General features: G+C 67.7%; 20 protein-coding genes and 1 tRNA gene. 5 read left to right on the top strand and 16 right to left on the bottom strand.

Translation table 11 applies throughout. The features are described 5' to 3' along the window. Positions 1-16 precede the first annotated feature (16 nt). Both rpmF and OB2597_RS06525 read right to left on the bottom strand, forming a co-directional pair. A complete protein-coding gene (gene rpmF, locus OB2597_RS06520; RefSeq protein ID WP_009804741.1) occupies positions 17-223 on the bottom strand; it encodes a 50S ribosomal protein L32 in 207 nt (68 codons plus the stop codon). Positions 224-411: 188 nt separating this feature from the next. Further along, positions 412-993, bottom strand: coding sequence for a YceD family protein (locus OB2597_RS06525; RefSeq protein ID WP_009804742.1), 582 nt, complete (start codon positions 991-993; stop codon positions 412-414). 107 nt (positions 994-1,100) lie between these two features. On the opposite strand from OB2597_RS06525, the gene OB2597_RS06530 reads away from it, so the two are divergent. From OB2597_RS06530 to OB2597_RS06540, 3 genes are all read left to right on the top strand, one after another. Further along, positions 1,101-1,580, top strand: a complete 480-nt coding sequence (locus OB2597_RS06530) for an outer membrane protein assembly factor BamE (RefSeq protein ID WP_040609175.1) — start codon at positions 1,101-1,103, stop codon at positions 1,578-1,580. 110 nt (positions 1,581-1,690) lie between these two features. Further along, positions 1,691-2,428: a GNAT family N-acetyltransferase gene (locus tag OB2597_RS06535; protein ID WP_009804744.1), complete on the top strand. Its 738-nt coding sequence runs from the start codon at positions 1,691-1,693 to the stop codon at positions 2,426-2,428. Between the two features lie 221 nt (positions 2,429-2,649). Next, complete coding sequence (locus OB2597_RS06540; protein ID WP_009804745.1) at positions 2,650-4,488, top strand: ABC-F family ATP-binding cassette domain-containing protein; 1,839 nt, start codon at positions 2,650-2,652, stop codon at positions 4,486-4,488. Here the strand turns inward: OB2597_RS06540 and OB2597_RS06545 are convergent. The 14 genes from OB2597_RS06545 to OB2597_RS06610 form a co-directional block, all read right to left on the bottom strand. Continuing rightward, positions 4,470-5,570: an AbrB family transcriptional regulator gene (locus OB2597_RS06545; protein ID WP_009804746.1), complete on the bottom strand. Its 1,101-nt coding sequence runs from the start codon at positions 5,568-5,570 to the stop codon at positions 4,470-4,472. The two genes, OB2597_RS06540 and OB2597_RS06545, sit on opposite strands and share 19 nt — an antisense overlap. 29 nt (positions 5,571-5,599) lie before the next feature. Then, positions 5,600-5,673, bottom strand: a tRNA-Gly gene (locus tag OB2597_RS06550). Positions 5,674-5,731: 58 nt separating this feature from the next. Continuing rightward, entirely contained in the window at positions 5,732-7,771 is a 2,040-nt protein-coding gene (locus OB2597_RS06555) for an ASKHA domain-containing protein (RefSeq protein ID WP_009804747.1), read from the bottom strand. A 96-nt stretch (positions 7,772-7,867) separates the two neighbouring features. Continuing rightward, complete coding sequence (locus OB2597_RS06560; protein ID WP_009804748.1) at positions 7,868-9,706, bottom strand: peptidyl-prolyl cis-trans isomerase; 1,839 nt, start codon at positions 9,704-9,706, stop codon at positions 7,868-7,870. A 92-nt stretch (positions 9,707-9,798) separates the two neighbouring features. Then, a complete protein-coding gene (locus tag OB2597_RS06565) occupies positions 9,799-10,974 on the bottom strand; it encodes an aminotransferase (RefSeq protein ID WP_009804749.1) in 1,176 nt (391 codons plus the stop codon). Between the two features lie 2 nt (positions 10,975-10,976). Continuing rightward, positions 10,977-12,254: a branched-chain amino acid ABC transporter permease gene (locus OB2597_RS06570; protein ID WP_009804750.1), complete on the bottom strand. Its 1,278-nt coding sequence runs from the start codon at positions 12,252-12,254 to the stop codon at positions 10,977-10,979. Then, entirely contained in the window at positions 12,251-13,261 is a 1,011-nt protein-coding gene (locus tag OB2597_RS06575) for a branched-chain amino acid ABC transporter permease (protein WP_040609176.1), read from the bottom strand. Before OB2597_RS06575 ends, OB2597_RS06570 begins: the two co-directional genes overlap by 4 nt. Continuing rightward, on the bottom strand, positions 13,261-13,599 hold the full coding sequence (locus OB2597_RS06580; RefSeq protein ID WP_009804752.1) for a hypothetical protein: 339 nt from the start codon (positions 13,597-13,599) through the stop codon (positions 13,261-13,263). Before OB2597_RS06580 ends, OB2597_RS06575 begins: the two co-directional genes overlap by 1 nt. Beyond that, complete coding sequence (locus tag OB2597_RS06585; protein ID WP_009804753.1) at positions 13,596-13,985, bottom strand: hypothetical protein; 390 nt, start codon at positions 13,983-13,985, stop codon at positions 13,596-13,598. Before OB2597_RS06585 ends, OB2597_RS06580 begins: the two co-directional genes overlap by 4 nt. Positions 13,986-13,989: 4 nt before the next feature. Then, a complete protein-coding gene (locus OB2597_RS06590; protein ID WP_040609556.1) occupies positions 13,990-14,673 on the bottom strand; it encodes an ABC transporter ATP-binding protein in 684 nt (227 codons plus the stop codon). 29 nt (positions 14,674-14,702) lie between these two features. Further along, positions 14,703-15,482, bottom strand: a complete 780-nt coding sequence (locus tag OB2597_RS06595) for an ABC transporter ATP-binding protein (RefSeq protein ID WP_009804755.1) — start codon at positions 15,480-15,482, stop codon at positions 14,703-14,705. A gap of 93 nt (positions 15,483-15,575) precedes the next feature. Further along, positions 15,576-16,769, bottom strand: coding sequence for an ABC transporter substrate-binding protein (locus OB2597_RS06600; RefSeq protein WP_009804756.1), 1,194 nt, complete (start codon positions 16,767-16,769; stop codon positions 15,576-15,578). 228 nt (positions 16,770-16,997) lie between these two features. Beyond that, positions 16,998-18,017, bottom strand: coding sequence for a betaine--homocysteine S-methyltransferase (gene bmt / locus OB2597_RS06605; RefSeq protein ID WP_009804757.1), 1,020 nt, complete (start codon positions 18,015-18,017; stop codon positions 16,998-17,000). Between the two features lie 245 nt (positions 18,018-18,262). Beyond that, positions 18,263-18,574 (bottom strand): DUF1476 domain-containing protein, encoded by a 312-nt coding sequence (locus OB2597_RS06610; RefSeq protein ID WP_009804758.1) that lies wholly within the window; start codon positions 18,572-18,574, stop codon positions 18,263-18,265. A gap of 155 nt (positions 18,575-18,729) precedes the next feature. Between OB2597_RS06610 and purC the strand changes: the two genes are divergently transcribed. Continuing rightward, positions 18,730-19,488, top strand: coding sequence for a phosphoribosylaminoimidazolesuccinocarboxamide synthase (gene purC, locus OB2597_RS06615; protein ID WP_009804759.1), 759 nt, complete (start codon positions 18,730-18,732; stop codon positions 19,486-19,488). 11 nt (positions 19,489-19,499) lie between these two features. Then, positions 19,500-19,730 carry a phosphoribosylformylglycinamidine synthase subunit PurS gene (purS, locus tag OB2597_RS06620; protein WP_009804760.1) on the top strand — a complete coding sequence of 77 codons (231 nt, stop codon included), beginning with the start codon at positions 19,500-19,502 and terminating at the stop codon, positions 19,728-19,730. The last annotated feature ends 56 nt before the right edge of the window (positions 19,731-19,786 follow it).

Genomic DNA, 19,786 nt, shown 5'->3' on the forward strand with positions numbered 1-19,786 from the left:
CGATCGTGCCGTGCGTTTAGGCCGCGTCGTCGTCCAGGTCGATCTCGTCGGTCATGGCGATGACTTCGCGGTCGGCATACTGCCCGCACGAGGGGCAGACGTGATGCGGACGCTTGAGTTCGCCGCAGGACGGGCATTCGTTCGGGTTGGCAGCCACGAGTGCGTCATGGGCACGGCGGTTGTTGCGCCGGGACTTCGAGACTTTGTTCTGTTGGACAGCCATGTCGCAACCTCTGCAGTCAGGGGCCCTGGGTTCCACGCGCAGTCCCGCGCCGGTCCGGGTCAGGGCCGAGTTTCGTCGATGCGAGGCTCATAATCCGTCACGCGCCACGCATTCAAGTTCAAATCGGATGAGCGCGCGAAAATACTCCTCGGCAGCGGAATCGCAAGCGATTCTTTGTCCCCGCGCCCTCAGTCCCCCTCGCGGTCGGGTCCTGCCAGCTTGTCGCGCAGGCCGGCGAGCCCCGCAAAGGGTTTCACGTCCTCGTCGCGCAGCGGGCGCTTGCCTTCTTCGGCAAAGACCGCCTCGCCCATTTCGGCCCCCTCGGCCCGGGGGTAGAGGGGCAGGGACAGGGCCAGCGCCTCGGTCATGACCTCGGTGAGGTCGATCACCGCCGGCAGCGGCTCGAGCGTCTCGTCCTCGGGCATCGGGCTGCCCTCGCCGTCGCCATCCTCGCCCGCGCCGGGGGCGTGCTGGAAATCGGGGGTATAGCGGCGCGTCACCTCTTCCTCGATCCGGGTGGTGACGGGCGCGAGGGTCACGACACAGGGCTGCACCACCGTGGCGCCGAGCTGGGCGACCAACTCCCATTCGCGCGAGCCGCGCGGGCGCAGCGCCCCTTGGAATCGCAGCTTGCGCAGGCCGAGAAGGTCGAGGTCGTCCCTCAGACGGTCCAGCGCCGCCTCGTCGGGGCGCAGATCGAAACCGGTCGCCGCCCGACTGTTCAGGTCGGCGATGCGAAGGCGGTCCTTGCCGTGGCGGGCGTCTCCCATGGTGGCGATCCTTCCTTGAACACGGATAAGAACTTGATGTAATCGGGATAAAAGCCGGATCCACCCCTGGCAAGGGGGCGTTCCGCTGTGAACTCGAGGGGGCAGGCATGGCTGACAACACCGGGGATAGGGCGCGCCGGGCGCTGCGTCTGGCACGCATGGGGCTTGCCGGTCTGGCGATGCTGTCCCTCGCCGCCTGCGTCGAACGGATGCGCGCGCATGGCTATGTGCCCGAGGAAGAGGACCTCCAGCAGATCACCGTCGGCGTGGACACGCGCGACACGGTGGCCGAGGTGCTGGGCGCGCCATCGACGTCGGGCGTGACCGATGACAGCGGCTATTTCTACGTGCGCAGCACCTTCCGCCACCTGGGTCCGACCCAGCCGAAGGTGGTCGAGCGCGAGATCGTCGCGGTGACCTTCGACGACACGGGCACCGTGCGCAACATCGAGCGGTACGGCCTCGAAGACGGCCGCGCGGTCGTCCTGTCGCGCCGCGTCACCACGAACGACAGCGGCGGCAGCGGCATCCTGGCGCAGCTTCTGCGCAACATCGGCAACTTTTCCGCCGGCAGTTTCCTGAACTGAGATCGCGCTCCGGCCGGGACGGGGCGCCTGTCATCAAATCGATACATCTTGCGGGCATTGCGCGGGGGACCTAGTTTCCCCTGGCGATGATGCGCTGTGGAGGTGCCGAGATGCTGTCGCTCAGAAAAGGACGCTACCGCGCGCGTTTTGCCGGAACGCAGGCGGAAGTCCTCGCGGCGCAGCGGCTCCGCACCCTGGCCTTCCGCGGCACCGCCGAGAGCGATCTCGACGCCGATCCCTTCGACGATCTCTGCGACCACGTGCTTGTCGAGGACCAGCGCAGCGGCGCCCTCGTCTGCTGTTTCCGGATCCTGCCCCTCACCGGCGGGCGCGAGATCGCGCGCAGCTATTCGGCGCAATACTACGAACTGTCCGCGCTCGAGGCCTTCGAGGGCCGGATGGTCGAGATGGGCCGCTTCTGCATCGATCCGGCGGTGAAGGATCCCGACATCCTGCGCGTCGCCTGGGGCGCGATGACCGCCTATGTGGACGACCAGAACGTCGAGATGCTCTTCGGCTGTTCCTCGTTCCACGGCACGGATGCGGAGGAATACCTCGACGCCTTCGCCATGCTGAAGGAGCGCCACATCGCCCCGAAACGCTGGCTGCCCAAGGTCAAGGCGCCCAAGGTCTTCCGCTTTGCGCAGAAGCTGCGCCGCAAGCCCGACGCCCGGCTGGCCATGCTGCGCATGCCGCCGCTGCTGCGGACCTATCTCCTCATGGGGGGATGGGTCAGCGACCACGCGGTCGTCGACAGCCACATGAACACGCTGCATGTCTTCACCGGCCTCGAAATCAGCGCCATCCCGCCCGCCCGCAAACGCCTGCTGCGCGCCACGGCCACCTGACCGAAAGGCGCGCCTGCGGCGCACGCGATTCAGGCGACCATTCCGGGGGAATGGTCGCGGTGCCTCCGGCGGGGATACTTTCCGGACCAAAGAAGCAGGGCCGCGGCGCCCCCTTCTTTGGTCGGGAAAATATCCCGGGGGAGGCCGCAGGCCCGGGGGCAGCGCCCCCGTCCGCACCCGACGCCCTTGACGGTGCCGGGGTGGCGGCGTAGCGGGGGCGCATGGCCCGCGCACCCCTTCTGCAGCTCTCCGATATCTCGCTCACCTTCGGCGGCGATCCGGTCTTCCACGACCTGTCGCTGGTCGTTCAGCCCGGCGACAGGCTGGCCCTCGTCGGGCGCAACGGGTCTGGCAAATCGACGCTGATGAAGGTCATGGCGGGCCTGGTCGAGCCCGACCGGGGCGAGCGGATCGTCACCCCGGGCACCACCGTCGGCTACATGGAGCAGGAACCGGACATGTCCGGCTTTGCCACGCTCGGCGACTTTGCCGCGGCTGCGCTGGAGCCGGCGGAGCAGTACAGGGTCGAGATGGCCAGCGAGGGGCTCAAGCTGGATCCCGCCCGTCCCGTGGAGACCGCCTCGGGCGGCGAGAGGCGCCGCGCCGCGCTGGCCCGGCTGATGGCCGAGGCGCCCGAGCTGATGCTGCTGGACGAGCCGACGAACCATCTGGACATCGAGGCGATCGCCTGGCTGGAGGCCACGCTCGCCCAGACCGGCCGGGCCTTCGTGCTGATCTCGCACGACCGGGCCTTTCTGCGGACACTCACCCGCGGCACGCTCTGGATCGACCGGGGCGAGGTGCGCCGCCAGGAGGAGGGGTTCGCCGGGTTTGAGGCCTGGCGCGACAGGATCTGGGAGGAGGAGGATACCGCCCGACACAAGCTGGACCGCAAGATAAAGGCCGAGGCGAAATGGGCGGTCGAGGGCATTTCGGCCCGGCGCAAGCGCAATCAGGGCCGGGTCCGCGCATTGCAGGACCTGCGGCAGGAACGGGCCGCCCAGATCCGCCGGCAGGGCACCGCGGCGATGGATCTCGCCTCCGGGCCGAAGTCGGGCCGCAAGGTGATCGAGGCCGAGGGGCTCTCCAAGCGGTATGGCGACCGCCAGATCGTCCGCGGCCTTGACCTGCGGGTCATGCGCGGGGACAGGGTCGCATTCGTCGGACCGAACGGCGTGGGCAAGACCACCCTGATCGGGTTGCTGACCGGCGAGATCGCCCCGGACGAGGGACGGGTCGCGCTCGGCTCGAACCTGGTGCCGGCGATCTTCGATCAGAGCCGCGCGGCGCTCGATCCCGATCTCAGCCTCTGGGAGAACCTGACCGGCGACAGGGACATGCGGGTGTCGGGACAGGCCGACCAGGTGCTGGTGCGGGGCCAGCCGAAACATGTGGTGGGCTATCTCAAGGAATTCCTCTTCGACGAACGCCAGGCCCGCGCGCCGGTGCGGTCGCTGTCGGGCGGTGAGAAGGCGCGCCTTCTGCTGGCCAAGCTGATGGCGCGGGAAAGCAACCTGCTGGTGTTGGACGAGCCGACCAACGACCTCGACGTCGAGACGCTGGACCTGTTGCAGGAACTGCTGGACGACTACGACGGCACGGTCCTGCTGGTCAGCCACGACCGCGATTTCATCGACCGTGTCGCCACCACCACCGTCGCGATGGAGGGGCAGGGGCGCGCGACGGTCTATGCCGGCGGCTGGTCCGATTACCGGGCACAGCGTGGCGGGGAGGCGCCACGCACGGGGCCGGCCAAGCGGAAACCGGCCTCGAAACCCGCCCCCCGGCCCGGGGCCGCGCCGAGCCAGCCGGTCGATGCGCTGACCTTCACCGAGCGTCACCGGCTGGAGGAACTGCCCGGGGTGATCGACCGGCTGGCGGCCGAAATCGCCAGGCTGGAGGAGTTTCTCGCCCAGCCCGACCTCTACACGCGCGAGCCGGTCAAGTTCGCCAAGGGGTCCGAGGCGCTGGCCGAACGGCAGCAGGCCCTGGCCGAGGCCGAGGAGGAGTGGATGACGCTCGAGGAGAAGGCCGAGGGGGCTCAGTCCCCGGGGGAGTAGCGCCGCGCCGCATGGCCGATCACGAAGACCGTCAGGATGATCCGGTAGAGGTGGTGCAGGGTCACGAAGGCCGGGTTGGCGTTGAGCGACAGTGCGACCAGGGCCATCTCGGTCACCCCGCCCGGCGCGAAGGAGATCAGCAGGACGTCGAAATGTTCTCCGGTCAGCGGGCGGAGCACCAGCGCCATCGCCGTGCCGATCAGCATCATGGCGGCGACGCTGAGAATGCCCAGCCCCGCGCCGTTGATCATCATGCGCGGACGGATGCCGACGAAGCGGGTGCCGAGGGTCGTGCCGATCACGATCTGCGACACCGACAGCATCCAGTTCGGCAGGTCGAGCACCGCGAACCCGCTGAGCGTGACCACCGCGCCCAGCAGCAGCGGCCCGAGCAGCTGCGCCGCCGGAAGGTGCAGCCGGTGGCCGAGCACCAGACCCAGAACCAGCACCAGCGCCGCGACCGGCAGGTGTTCCAGCCCGGTATCCGCGGGCGCGAGGCCCAGGCCCGCGGCCGAGCCGACCGGGTGGCCGATATAGAGCGACATGCCGACCGGCAGCAGGGTGACCACGAAGATGATCCGCAGGAATTGCGCCAGCATCAGCTGTCGCATGTCGGCGCCGGCCTGTTCGCCGTACATGATCGACTCGTAGAGCCCGCCGGGCGATGCCGAGAACAGGGCGGTCGCGTGATCGTAGCGGCCGATCCGCCGGAAGATCAGATAGTTGACCCAGAAGGTCAGCGGCACGAAGAGCGTCAGCGCCGCGAAGGAGAACGCCGCCTTCGGCAGGTTCTGCAGCACCTCGATCGTGATCCGCGTTCCGATGGCCATGCCGATCACGCCGATGAAGATGGCGCGGAATTCGTCGTTGAACTTGAAGTCCGGCGGAAGCAGCGCCCGGTCGGGCGAGGCCGCCAGCAGCGCTGAGCCCTGCGCCACGATCGCGACGAGCAGCAGGCTTCCGAGGATGAAGGGCAGGGGCATGCCGAGCGCCTGTGCGGCAAGCCCGCCGAGGGCGCCGATGGCGATCAGACCGAGATGGATGGCAATCAGGCGCGGTTGGATCTTCAGCTTGGGGAACACGCGCCGTCACGTCCGGGGAAAGGGTGGATTGGAGCGGGTGAAGGGAATCGAACCCTCGTCTTAAGCTTGGGAAGCTCCTGCTCTACCATTGAGCTACACCCGCGAAGTGCAGCAGTGCTTAGGCCATGGCCGGTGGCCGGTCAAGGCCGGTTTGACCCGCCTCAGCGCCGCCGGCGGCGCCGGCCGCCCCCGGCATCGCCACCCCCGGTGTTGAACGAGACATCCGGCAGGGTCACGACCTGCGTGAGCTCGGGGAAGGCGTCGGTGGCGTGGGGGATGGCGTTGGCGGCCACGAAATGCTCCTGAAAGCGGGGGGCGATGGCGGTTTCGATCTTGGTGATCCGCCGCACGCCCTCTTCGATCTGGCGCCGGGCTGCCACGGAACAGAGCGCCATCCGGGCGCCGGTGCCGGCGGCATTGCCGGCCGAGGTCACCTTGTCGAGCGGCGCATCCGGGATCATGCCCAGCACCATGGCGTGCTTGGCCGAGATATGCGCGCCGAAGGCGCCGGCCAGGACGACCCGGTCCACCCGGTCCACCCCGCGCTCGTCCATCAGGAGCCGCGCCCCCGCATAGAGCGCCGACTTGGCCAGCTGGATCGCCCGGATGTCGCCCTGGGTGACGCTGATGCGCGGACCGCCCTCGGCGGTGGCATCGTGGATCAGATAGCTGTGCGTGCGGCCCTCGGCCTCGCAGCGCGGGGTGCCGGTCTGCGCGGCCGATCCGATCAGTCCCGACGGGTCGAGAAGGCCGGCCATCCGCATCTCGGCCACGGCCTCGATGATGCCCGAGCCGCAGATGCCGGTGACGCCGGTCTGTCCGGCGGCGGCCGCGAAGCCCTCTTCGTCGGACCAGAGATCGGTGCCGATGATCTTGAAGCGCGGGGTCTTCGTCTCCGGGTCGATCTCGACCCGTTCGATGGCACCCGGCGCCGCGCGCTGCCCCGAGGAGATCTGCGCCCCCTCGAAGGCCGGACCCGTGGGCGAGGAACAGGCGAGAACCCGGGTCCTGTCGCCCAGCAGGATCTCGGCATTGGTGCCGACGTCGATCACCAGCATCAGCTCGTCCGACATCTCGGGCGCGGTGGCAAGCGACACGGCGGCCGCATCCGCCCCCACGTGCCCGGCGATGCAGGGCAGCACATAGGCCCGGGCGCGGGGGTTGATGGCCGTCAGCCCGAGCTCGGCGGCGGCGAGCGACAGCGAGGTGCTGACCGCCAGGGCAAAGGGCGCCTGGCCCAGCTCGGTCGGGTCGATCCCGAGCAGGAGGTGGTGCATCACCGGATTGCAGACGATGGTCGCCTCGACGATGAGCGCAGGATCCACGCCCGCCTCCTCGGCCAGGGCGGTCGCCAGGTCCGACAGGGCCGCCCGGACCGCCGCCGTCAATTCCTTTTCGCCGCCCGGATTCATCATCACGTAGGACACCCGCGACATCAGATCCTCGCCGAAGCGGATCTGCGGGTTCATCAGCCCCGATGCCGCCCGGACCTCGCCGGTGTCCAGATCGGTCAGATGCGCCGCGATCGTGGTCGATCCGACGTCGATGGCGAGACCGAAGAGCCCGCTTTCGTGCAGGCCGGGCCAGACGTCCAGCACCAGGGGCGCTGCGCCCGTGTGATCGCTGTAGACCGCGACAGTCACCTGCCAGTCGCCCTTGCGCAGGGCGGTCTGGAGCTTGGCCAGCAGGGTGGGGCCCGCGGTGATCCCCGTCACCTGCCACTGGTCGGCGAGCGCCGCGGCCAGGCGTTCGAAATCGCCCGAGGGCTCGTGCATGTCCGGCTCGGCCACCTCGACGAAGAAAAGCCGCGTCGCCGGGTCCATGACCATGGGCCGGGCGTCCGCGCTCTTGCGGATCACCTGCCGGTGCACCTGGCTTTCCGGCGGCACGTCGAGCAAGACGTCGTCCCGGATGCAGGCCTGGCAACCCAGCCGGCGCCCTTCCTTCAGGCCGCGCTTGTCGTCGTAGCGCTGTTCGACCTTGTTCCAGTCGGACAGCGCATCGGCCCGGACGGTGACGCCGTGCTTGGCGAATTCCCCGAACGAGGGCGTCACCTGGCACTTGGAACAGATGCCGCGCCCGCCGCAGACCGAATCGAGATCGACCCCCAGCTGCCGTGCCGCGGCCAGGACGGTGGTGCCGGGCGCGACCCGGCCCCGTTTGCCCGAGGGCGTGAAGATCACAAGCGGCTGGTCGGACATGGAATCTCCGGTGTGTTCTGGATCGATCCTAGGCCCCGGCCCCGGCAGGGCGATGCACGCGGCGCGACCGGTCGCGGCCGGCAAGCGGCATCGCGCCTATCGGAAGTTCGCGTGCACCGCGTTGATCGCCTCCTGATCCAGCTCGACACCGGCACGCGACCGGATGTCCTGAGTGAAGAGGCGGTTGACGTCCTGCGTGACCGAGGAATGCAGTTGCTGCGACAGGTTGTTGCGCATCGCGGCCGTGTCGGGATCCTCCGGATTGGGCGGCAGCACCTCGTCTAGCCGCACGATCAGCACGGCGCCGAAGCCGTCGACCATGGCGATCTGGCCCTCTTCCATCTGGAAAACCGTCTCGACGAAGGCCTCGGGTGCTCCCATGACCGATCCCTGCCGGGTCAGTGCCTCTTCGGTCTGCACCTCGAGGCCGAGGCTGTCGAAGTCGGCCGATTCCCGCAGCCGGTCGATATGTTCGCCGGCCTGGGTGCGCAGGCGCTGCATGGTCTGCCGGGTTTCCCAGATATTGCGGACCCGCTCGCGGACGTTCTCGAAGGGCGCCGGCTCGGGCGGCAGGACCTCGTCCAGGCGCATGGCGAAGATGCCGCCGTCGGTCAGGCGCATCACCTCGGGATAGGCGGTCTCGTCCAGCCGGGCGGCGGCGGCGTCGAACCCCTCGTAGGCGGCGATCCCCTCGCTCTGCCCCTCGGCCCAGTCCACCGACCCCAGGCGCATGTCGGTTTCGGCGGCCAGTTCTTCCAGCGTCGCGCCGCCGGCCAGCATGTCCTCGGCCGGCTCGGCCTCGTTCGCGACCCGGCGGCGGGCGCGGTCGAAGGCAAGCTCCTGGCGCAGGTCGGGCAGGGCCTCCTCGAACGTGGTCTCCTCGGCCGAGAGGATTCCGTTCACCCGGAAGAAGGCCGGGCCGAGGTCGGTCTCGACCGGTCCCACGATCTCGCCGGATTCGGCCGCGAAGACTGGATCGCCGGCCGCCCCAAGATCGGCGCGCGACACGTCGCCCATGTCGATGTCGGACAGGGTCAGGCCGCGTTCCTCGACCAGCGTTTCGAAATCCGCCTCGCCGTTCTCGAGCCGGTCCGCCGCCTCGGCCGCGCGCCCCTGGTCGGCATAGATCAGCCGCTCGACAAGCCGGCGCTCCGGCCGGTTGTACTGGTCCGAACGGGCCTCGTATTCCTGGCGCAGCAGATCCTCGTCGATCTCGACCTGGTCCAGGATCATCTCGGGCGTCAGCCAAGCATAGGTGATCCGCTTGCGCTCGGGCAGGGTGAAATCCTCGATCAGCTCGTCATAGAGCGCCCGGAGGTCCTCTTCCGACGGCTCGAAACTTTCCCCGTCCAGTTGCGAGGATTCGACCCGCGCCCAGGTGACCCGGCGGCGTTCGGCGAAGTAATTGAGGACGGTGTCGAGATAGGCATCCGGCAGCGCCCGGCCGGAAAAGACCGCGCCCTGCAGCAGCGCCCGGGCGGTTTCCTTGCGGATGCCATCCTCGAATTCGCCCACGGTCAGGCCGGAGCGTTCGATGGCGAACTCATAGCCGTCACGGCTGAACTGTCCGTCGACGCCGCGAAAGGCGGGAATGTCCCGAACGAGCCGGACCAGGGTTTCGTCCCCGATCGACAGGCCGACGCGGTCGGCCTCGAGGTCGAAGGCCGCATTGGTCAGCAGCCGCGAGAGGACGCGGCGGTCGATCCCCATGGCCTGCGCCTGTTCGAGCGATATCGCCTCGCCGGTCTGGGCCTCCATCGCGCGCAGCTCCGACTGCAGAGTGCGGCCGTACTCCTGGACGGTGATCTCTTGGTCGCCGACCGAACCGACATTGCGCACCGTGCCGGTAAAGCTTGTCGCGCCGAACCCGCCAAGGCCGAGGATCAACAGACCCATGAGGATCCAGACCGCTGTTCTTCCGCCCTTTTTCGCCATGACTGCCGTCCTCCTGTGCCGCGGTGCCGCGGGCCTAAGTCCGACCCTGTCTAGAGTGCCGTCGTGAGCGGGGCAAGGGGCTGACCGAGGCGTTACCCGCCGAAACCGGCCAGCCGCTCGATGAGTGTGGTGATCCCCGCCGCATCGAGGTTCGCAAAGGCCACGCGCATCTGCCGCTGGCCCTCCGGATCGCCCTCGGGAGTGAACATGGTGCCCGGCAGCATCAGTACGCCTGCCTCCGACACCAGCCGGCGCGCGATCACGTCCGAGCGTGCGTCGAACGGATGATCGAGATAGGCGAAATACGCCCCCGCGCCGCGCAGCCGCCAGCCCCGCTCGGCCAGCGGGTCAAAGCCTTCGCGGATGGCGCGCCCCCGGTCGAGGATCTCGGCCCGTTCGCCCGCCAGCCAGTGGGAGAGGTTGCGCATTCCCCAGAGCGCCGCGAACTGCCCGATCTGGGCCGGGCAGATGGTGACGGTATCGAGGTACTTCTCGGCCTCCGCCAGACGGACAGGCCCGGCGATCATGGCGCCGACGCGGTGGCCGGTCAGCCTGTAGGCCTTGGAAAAGCTGTAGAGATGGATCAGCGTCTCGTCCCAGCCCGCCCGGGTGAACAGGTCGTGCGGCGCCGCGTCCGAGGAATGGAAATCGCGATAGGTCTCGTCGAGGATCAGGGCGATGCCACGTGCCTGGCAGAGATCGAAGAAGGCGCCGATCAGGGCGGGCGGATATTCCACGCCGGCCGGATTGTTCGGGCTGACCAGCGCGATGGCGCGGGTCCGGTCGGTGATCAGCGCGGCGGCGCGCTCCACATCCGGCAGCAGGTCGCAGCCGGTGGCCAGCGGCACCGCCCGCGCGCCGGTCATGTCCAGCGCCATCTTGTGGTTGAAGTACCACGGCACGGGGATCAGCACCTCGTCCCCCTCGGCCAGCAGGCTCGCGATCACGGCGCAGAAGGCTTCGTTGCAGCCCGAGGTGATGGCGACCTGACCGCTGGAGATCGTGCCGCCATACGCCGTAAGCCATTGCGCCGCGACCTCGTCCCGGAGGTCGGTCAGCCCCAGCACCGGCCCGTAGAGATGCGCCTGCGGTTCCTCCAGCGCGATCCGAGCGATCTCCTGCCGCATGGCCAGCGGCGGCGGATCCACCGGGGCCGCCTGGCTCACGTTGATGAGCGGCATGTCGTCGCTCAGCCGGGCTTCGGCCAGCCAGCGCCGCGCCTCCATCACCGGCGGGGCAAAGGTCGTCGCGGTACGGGGCAGGGCCATGCTCAGCGCTCCGGGATCAGGCCGCGCGGCGAGAAGCGCAGCACCACCAGCATGAGCACGCCCATGGTGAATAGGCGCATGTAGGCCGCGCTGTTCAGCAGGTGATCGCGGAAGGCGCCCTCCGGCAGGCCCGAGGTCAGCAGGCCCACCAGCCACTGGCCGACGGGCTCGACCTGGACCCAGAGGAACCAGATCAGCATGCCCCCCAGCACCGCGCCGAAGTTGTTGCCCGATCCGCCGACGATCACCATCACCCAGATGAGGAAGGTGAAGCGCAGCGGCTGGTAGGTGCTGGGCACGAGCTGCCCGTCCAGCGTGGTCATCATCGCCCCCGCCAGCCCGCAGATGGCCGAGCCCAGCACGAAGATCTGCAGGTGCCGGCGGGTGACGTCCTTGCCCATGGCCTCGGCCGCCACCTCGTTGTCGCGGATGGCGCGAACCATCCGGCCCCAGGGCGAGCGCAGCGCCAGTTGCATCAGGATCAGCAGCACGATCAGCACCGCCGCGAAGAGCAGCGCATACCCCAGCTTGACCGTTACGGTCGAGGCCGTCACGGGATCGGCGAACTGCGCCGCGAACCCCGCGCTTTCCTGAAGTTCGATGGCCGACGGCAGGGGCGAGGGGATGCCGATCACGTTCTTGACCCCGCGCGCCAGCCAGTCCTCGTTCTTCATCACGGCCAGGATGATCTCGGCGATGCCGAGCGTCGCGATGGCGAGGTAGTCGGACCGCAGGCCGAGCGCCGTCTTGCCGATCAGCCAGGCCGCCCCGGCCGCCAGCACCCCGCCCAGGGGCCAGGCCATCAGCACGGGCAGGCCGAGCCCGCCGAGATTGCCCTGCAGGGCCGGGTTCACATCCTCGATCGCGTCGCGGGCCGGGTCGAAGAAGTACCGATAGAGCATGAAACCCGCCACCAGGATCGCCGCCACGAGCCAGCCCCGGCGCGGCAGCCGCCGGCGCCAGACCTGCACGGCCGCAGCAATCGTCACGAGCGCGGTGATCATGGCCGCCACGATCCCCGTGCCGCCCGCCTGCCAGGCTTCGGCCACCGGCGGCATCGCCGTCAGAGCCACCGCCAGCCCGCCGAGCGCGACGAACCCCATGACACCGACGTTGAAGAGCCCGGCGAAGCCCCATTGCAGGTTCACGCCGAGCGCCATGATCGCGGAAATCAGCCCCATGTTCAGGACTTGCAGGGCGAGGTTCCAGCTCTGCACCATGCCCGTTACCACGAGCAGAACGGCGACGAGCGCAAAGAGCGAGGCGTCTCTCAGGGTCATACCGATTTCCCCTTGAACAGGCCGGTCGGGCGGAACAGCAGGACGACGAGCAGGATCACGAAGGACACCGCGAACTTGTAGTCGGTCGACAGCAGCTGGACGAGCCCGTCGGGCGCCCAGCTTTCGGGTACACTGTAAGTCAGCACCTTCTTCCAGGCATAGGTGATCGTGACCTCGGAAAAGGCGATGACGAACCCGCCGACGATCGCGCCCAGCGGATGTCCCAGCCCGCCGACGATGGCGGCGGCGAAGAACGGCAGGAGAAGCTGGAAATAGGTGAACGGCTTGAACGACTTGTCGAGCCCGTAGAGCGTTCCCGCCAGGGTCGCCAGCGTCGCCACGATCAGCCAGGTGACCATCACGACCTTTTCGGGATTGATCCCCGACAAGAGCGCCAGATCCTCGTTGTCGGAATAGGCGCGCATCGACTTGCCCGTGCGGGTGCGGTTGAGAAACCAGAACAGCAGCGCCACCGCGATGATCGCGACCACGAGGGTCAAGGCTTGCCCGGTCTTGATCGCTAGCCCTTCGTCCAGTCCCGTCATCTCCTTGAAATCCCGCGCCGAGATCAGGAAGCGCTCTCCGTCCGAGAACCGCTGGTCATCCGGCCCGATGATCAGCCTTACAAGCCCGTTGGTGACGAACATCACGCCCATCGAGACGATCACCAGCACCACCGGCTTGACCTTCTGCGCGCGGTAGAAGGCATAGACGTAGCGGTCGGTCAGCAGCACCAGCGCCATGCAGATCACGATGCCGAAGGGCAGGGCGAGCAGGGCGGTCGGCAGGGGGCCGAAGCTGATCCCCCAGGACTGGAAGAGCCAGGTGAACAGGATGACGGCCATCGTGCCGAAGGCCATCGTGTCGCCATGGGCGAAGTTCGAGAAGCGCAGGATGCCGTAGATCATCGTCACGCCGAGCGCGCCGAGCGCCAGCTGCGAGCCATAGGCCAGCGCCGGCACGATCACGAAGTTCGCCAGGGCGACGAGCGCGTTGAGCATGTCCATCATCCGACCCTCTCGCAGCGGCCCAGATAGGTGATGCTCTGCGGGCCGTCGTTCAGATGCGCGGTGAACCGGGCCGCGGCATCGTTCACGGTCAGCAGGTAGACCGCGCTGTCCGCATGGACGAAGGCCGTCACGAGCGGTGGCTCGTCGCGCAGGGCCAGGATCGGGTAGGTGCCGAAATCCGTCACCATCCTGTCCTCTCCGCCGCGCAGCTCGACGGTGAAGCCGCTTTCGCCACAGGGTTCGGATTCATAGCATTCGGTTCTGAAATTGCAGGAATAATCCGCGGCAAGGGCAGACCCCGGCACCAGCATCGCGGCAAGCGCAAGCCACTTCAAAACGTCACCTCGCATTCGAGAATGTCGATCTCGGCCGAAGGTCTCTGATCGTTCGGAACCTGCCGGACCAGCACGGCGGTATGTTCGGTGGTCAGCGTCAGCGTCATGCGCAACCCGTCGTCGTTCAGCCACAGGAAGGGACCGAGGCGGGTCAGCCCCTGTGCCTCGGTTTCCACGCCCGCATCGTGGCTTACGGTGTAGGCGCCCAGGCCGTCGGCGTCGATATCCTGCGGCTCGAGGCTGAACAGCCGCGGCGCGGTCCGTTCCGCGCAGCGTCCGTCATGCGAGCAGATGGTCTTGGTCTGGCAGACCAGGTCCAGCCGGGCGCCCTCGGCGACGAGCGGCGCCGGGGCCAGCAGAAAGGCTGCGAAAAGCATGTGTCGCATGGATTTATCCCCCGAGGAAACTCTGCCGGACCTCCGGGTCCGCCAGCAGTGCCTGGCCGGTCCCGGTATGCGCGTTCCGGCCCTGCACCAGGACAAAGGCCCTGTCAGCGATCCCGAGGGCCTGCCGCGCATTCTGTTCGACCATGAGAACGGGAAGGCCCGTCCGCGCGATCTCGATGATGCGGTCGAACAGCTCGTCCATCACGATCGGGCTGACCCCGGCCGTGGGTTCGTCCAGCATCAGCACCTTGGGCTTGGTCATCAGCGCCCGCCCCACGGCCACCTGCTGGCGCTGCCCGCCGGAAAGCTCGCCCGCCGCCTGATACCGCTTCTCCTTGAGGATCGGGAACAGGTCGTAAATGTTTGACATCGTGTCGGAAAGGTCGTCGTCGCGGATGAAGCCGCCCATTTCGAGGTTTTCCTCGACCGTCATCGACGGGAAGATGTTGTTGACCTGCGGCACAAAGCCCATGCCCCGCCGAACCCGGTCCTGCGGGCTGAGCGCGGTGATGTCGTCGCCATCCAGCAGCACACGCCCGGACCGCACCTCCAGCATGCCGAAAAGCGCTTTCATGGCCGTGCTCTTGCCGGCGCCGTTCGGCCCGACGATCACGGCGATCTCGCCGGGGTTCACCGCGATGGTGCAGTCGTGCAGGATGTCGGGGCCGCGACCGTATCCGCCGGTCATCGCCTCGCCGATCAGAAAGGGCTGGGCGCTCACAGGGCCGCTTCCTTGTTCTTGAGCCCGGTGCCGAGATAGGCCTCGATCACCTGGTCGTTGGCCTTGATCTCGTCCAGCGTTCCCTCGGCCAGAACCTTGCCCTCGGCCATGCAGATCACCGGATCACAGAGCTTGCCGATAAAATCCATGTCGTGCTCGATCACCACGAAGGTATACCCGCGTTCCTTGTTGAGCCGCAGGATCGCGTCGGCAATGGTCATCAGCAGCGTCCTGTTGACCCCCGCGCCGACCTCGTCGAGAAAGACGATCCGCGCATCGACCATCATCGTCCGGCCCAGCTCCAGCAGCTTCTTCTGTCCGCCCGAAAGGTTCGCGGCCTTCTCGTCCGCCAGGTGCGAGATCGTCAGGAACTCGAGCACCTCGTCGGCCTTACGGCGTAATTCCACCTCTTCCCGCGCGATCTGGCCGCGCCGGAACCAGGCGTTCCACAGGACCTCTCCGGTCTGGTCGCCCGGCACCATCATCAGGTTCTCGCGCACCGTCATCGAATGGAATTCGTGCGCGATCTGGAAGGTCCGCAGAAGACCCTTGCCGAAAAGCGCATGCGGCGGCAGGCCGGTGATGTCTTCACCCGCCATGGTAACTTTGCCCGACGTCGGTTTAAGAAGGCCCGCTATCACGTTGAAAAGCGTGGTCTTCCCTGCGCCGTTGGGGCCGATCAGCCCGGTGATCGATCCCTCGCGGATCGTCAGGCTGGCCCCGTCCACGGCATGAAAGCCGCCGAAATGCTTGTGGATGTCGTCGACGACGATCATGCATGTCCCCCGAAGGCCGGGCCGTTGCGCCTCTGGCCATATGTGAAAGCGGCCCGGATCTGCCCCGGGCCACCTCCGTTTGCAAGCCCGGTCTTACCGGTAGCCGACCGTGGTCATCTTGCCGTTTTCGAACGTGATCTCGCGGTACGAGCCGGACGCCTCGCCCGGTCCGATCAGTTCGACATCCGTGGCGCCGACATAGTCGATGTCGGTCCCGGCGGCGAGCAGTTCGAGCGCCTTGCCCAGTTCGCCCGGATAGATCTTCTCGCCCGGGGCGTTGGCGACCTCTTCGACCTTGCTCTTGTAGTCGCCCGGCTCGACCGATCCGGCGGCCTGCATGGCCAGCATGATCAGCGCGGCGGCGTCATAGCTTTCGCCGGTGTAGGGGCCCGAGACGTCGAAGGCGTCGCCCACGACTTCTGCGAAGCGGTCCGCGCCGGGGCTGTCGGTGCCCGCGATCTGCGCGATCGAGCCGTCGATCTCGTCGCCGAAATTCTCTTCCAGCGCGGCACCGACCATGCCGTCGGACAGGTCGAACCGGTAGAAGGCGCCGCTGTCCAGAGCCGCGCGCATGATGCCCGAGCCGCCCTGGTCGACATAGCCGATGATCACCAGCAGATCACCGCCGGCAGAGGCGAGGGCGCCCACTTCTGCGGAGTAGTCCGCCTTGCCGTCCTCATGTGCGGCGGAGATCGTGACCTCGCCGCCGGCCTCTTCGAAGGCCTGCTGGAACGTATCGGCAAGGCCCTTGCCGTAATCGTTGTTGGTGTAGGTCACGGCCACGGAATCGACGTCCTGATCCATCAGGATCTCGGTCATCACCACGCCCTGCCGCGCGTCCGAAGGCGCGGTGCGGAAGAACAGCCCGTTGTCCTCGGTCTCGGACAGGCCCGGCGAGGTGGCCGAGGGCGAGATCATCACCATGCCGTTCGGCACGGCCACGTTGCTCAGGACCGCGCCGGTCACGCCGGAACAGTCGGCGCCCATGATGCCCTTGACCCCCTCGGAGGTGATCAGACGTTCGGCCGCGGCAGTCGCGGCGCCGGCGTCGACACAGGTCGAATCCGCGCGAACGGGCGTGACCTTGGCACCGCCCAGCAGCTGTCCGCTCTCGGTCACTTCGCTCATGGCGAGTTCGGCGCCCGCCGCCATGGACGGCGTCAGCGATTCAATCGGACCCGTGAAGCCGAGGATCACCCCCAGCTTTACCTCGTCCATATGGCTTTCGGCCTGCGCCGCCGCGGTCATCGCCGCCAGCGCCGCGCCGGCCAGAAGAAGCTTTTTCATGTTGATCTCCCTGTTTGGAACCTTGTCCTGCGCGGATGCTATGCGGGTTGAAACGAAAAGAAAAGTCTCCGCGAACGGAGCTTGCGGCCACGTCACGCGGCGGCGGAACGACCGCCGGGCGGGCAGGGGCCGTCATCGCATGGGCATCCGTTCACCTGCCGCCCGTCGCTCCGGGGCGCGACGGGACGGTCTGCCGGACCCTTTCGGAACAGGGGCGCCTGCGCGGCGTCAGCCCCGGCGGCGGCGCCCGCCGCGGCTCCGCTTGGGCGCATCCGCATCGTCGCCGGTGCCGTCCGTCGCCGAGGAGAACCCGCCCAGCGTCGCCGCGATGGTGTCGAGCGTCGGGCGCGGCCCGCGCGGCCGCGTCTCGAGCGCCTCGCGCATCTTGCCCAGATGTTCGGGCATCGTGCCGCAGCAGCCGCCGATCACCGTCGCGCCGCAGTCGCGCGCCATCACGGCATAATCCGCCATCAGTTCGGGGGTGCCGTCATAGTGGATATGCCCGTCCTCGTATTTCGGGATCCCCGCATTGCCCTTGGCGATGATCGGCCGTTCCACGCCCTGCGCGGCAAAGCCCAGGACGGTGCGCAGCAGATCCGCCGCGCCGACGCCGCAATTCGCGCCATAGGCAAGCGGCGGGTTGGGCAGTTTCTCGACCATCGAGACCATCGCCTCGGAGGTGACCCCCATCATGGTCCGGCCCGCGGTGTCGAAGGACATGGTCCCGCACCAGGGCATCCCGGCCATGGCGAAGGCCTCGGCCGCGGCCTTGTATTCCTCGGGCGCGGAGATCGTCTCGAGCCAGAGAATATCGGCCCCGCCTTCCTTCAGCCCCTCGGCCTGTTCGTGGAACATCTCGACGGCAAGCTCATGGGTCAGCGACCCCATGGGCGCCATGATATCCCCGGTCGGTCCGACCGATCCTGCGACGACCACCGTCCGCCCCGAGGCATCGGCGACCTCGCGGCCCAGCTCGGCGCCGATGCGGTTCAACTCGCGCACGCGATCCTGCGCGTCGTGCAGTTTCAGCCGCGAGGCATTGCCGCCGAACGTGTTGGTCAAAAAGATGTCGCTGCCCGCGTTCACCGCATAGGAATAGAGCGTCCGGATCTTCTCGGGCTGGTCCACGTTCCACAGTTCGGGCGCGTCGCCGGACGACAGGCCCATGTTGAACAGGTTGGTCCCCGTGGCCCCGTCGGCCATCAGCCAGTCGCGCGTTTCGAGAAGCTTGGACAGGGCGTCGGCCATGGTATCCTCCGGGTTGGGTCGGGCGTGCGTGTCGGGCCCCACATAACCCGCGCCCGGCCCGGAGGAAAGAGCACCCGTATCAGCGGGCGCCGTCGGCCCGCGGGAGGCGCGCCGGTGCCGGCCGGGGCGCTGCGCGGTTCGGTATCGCGCGGCTGGCGCACTATGCCGCAGCTCTCCCCGGCCCGGGTCCGCCCCGTGCCGCAGGACCACTGCGTGATCCGCCCGCGCCGGCGCGCGGGATCGGATCACTCGTCGAGAAGCTGCGACTTGGCGACCTTGAGAAGCTGCTCCATCTTGGTGCGGATCTCCTGATCCGTGGCCTTGTCGCCCAGATCGCCCGAGACCTTGCGCACGACATCCTCGTGCCCGGCCTCCTCGAAATCCGATTTCACCACCTCGCGGGCATAGGCGTCGGCATCCGCGCCGGTCTTGCCCATGAGCTCGGCCGCCCACAGGCCCAGAAGCTTGTTGCGGCGCGCCTCGGCGCGGAACTGCATCTCCTGATCATGGGCATACTTGTTCTCGAAGGCGTTTTCGCGGTCGTCGAAGGTGGTCATCGGCCCCAGTCCCCTGCGTGATTGTCCGTCGGATCCGATATGCCCTTGGCGGAACGCGCGTGCAAGGGCCGGGCTGCGCTTGCGACAATGCCGCCCATGATCTAAGAGGGCGCGACAGAGACCGGGACCGTTCAGGCCCGAGGGAAAGGGCAGCGATGGCGCGGCGCAAGAAGATCTACGAAGGCAAGGCCAAGATCCTGTACGAAGGCCCCGAACCGGGCACGATCGTCCAGTATTTCAAGGACGACGCGACCGCCTTCAACGCCGAGAAGATGGCGACCATCGAAGGCAAGGGCGTGTTGAACAACCGCCTGAGCGAATTCTTCATGACCGGGCTGAACAATGTGGGCGTTCCGACTCACTTCATGCGTCGCCTGAACATGCGCGAACAGCTCGTCCGCGCCTGCGAGATCGTCCCGCTGGAAATCATCGTGCGCAACTTTGCCGCCGGCTCGCTCTCGAAACGGCTGGGCATCGAAGAGGGCACGGCGCTGCCCCGTCCGATCGTCGAATACTGTTACAAGGACGACAAACTGGGCGATCCGCTCGTGACCGAGGAACATATCGCCGCCTTCGGCTGGGCCAGCCAGCAGGACATGGACGACATCCTCAGCCTCGCGCTGCGCGTCAACGACTATCTTTCGGGGCTGATGTACGGCGTCGGCATCAAGCTGATCGACTTCAAGATCGAGATCGGCCGCGTCTACGACGGCGACTTCCAGCGCCTGATCGTCGCCGACGAGATCAGCCCCGACAGCTGCCGCCTCTGGGACATGGAGACGGGCGCGCATCTCGACAAGGATGTGTTCCGCCGCGACCTGGGCTCGCTGACCGACGCCTATACCGAGGTCGCGCGCCGGCTGGGCGTCCTGCCCAAGACCAACGGCCACACCAAACCCACCCTGATCAACTGAAAGGAGCCGCCATGAAAGCCCGTGTTCACGTCATGCTCAAGGACGGCGTCCTGGATCCGCAGGGCGAGGCGGTTCGCCACGCCCTCGGCTCGCTCGGTTTCGACGGGGTCGGCAGCGTGCGCCAGGGCAAGGTGATCGAGATGGACCTTGCCGACGGCACCACCGAGGAGACCGTGCGCGACATGTGCGAAAAGCTTCTCGCCAACACGGTGATCGAAAGCTACTCGGTCGATCTGGGCTGAGGCGTACGCCGGCCGGGGGTCGGGAATAGCCGACTTTTTCCTGCCACATCCGCGCG

The sequence above is a fragment of the Pseudooceanicola batsensis HTCC2597 genome (genome assembly GCF_000152725.1).
GTDB lineage: Bacteria > Pseudomonadota > Alphaproteobacteria > Rhodobacterales > Rhodobacteraceae > Pseudooceanicola > Pseudooceanicola batsensis.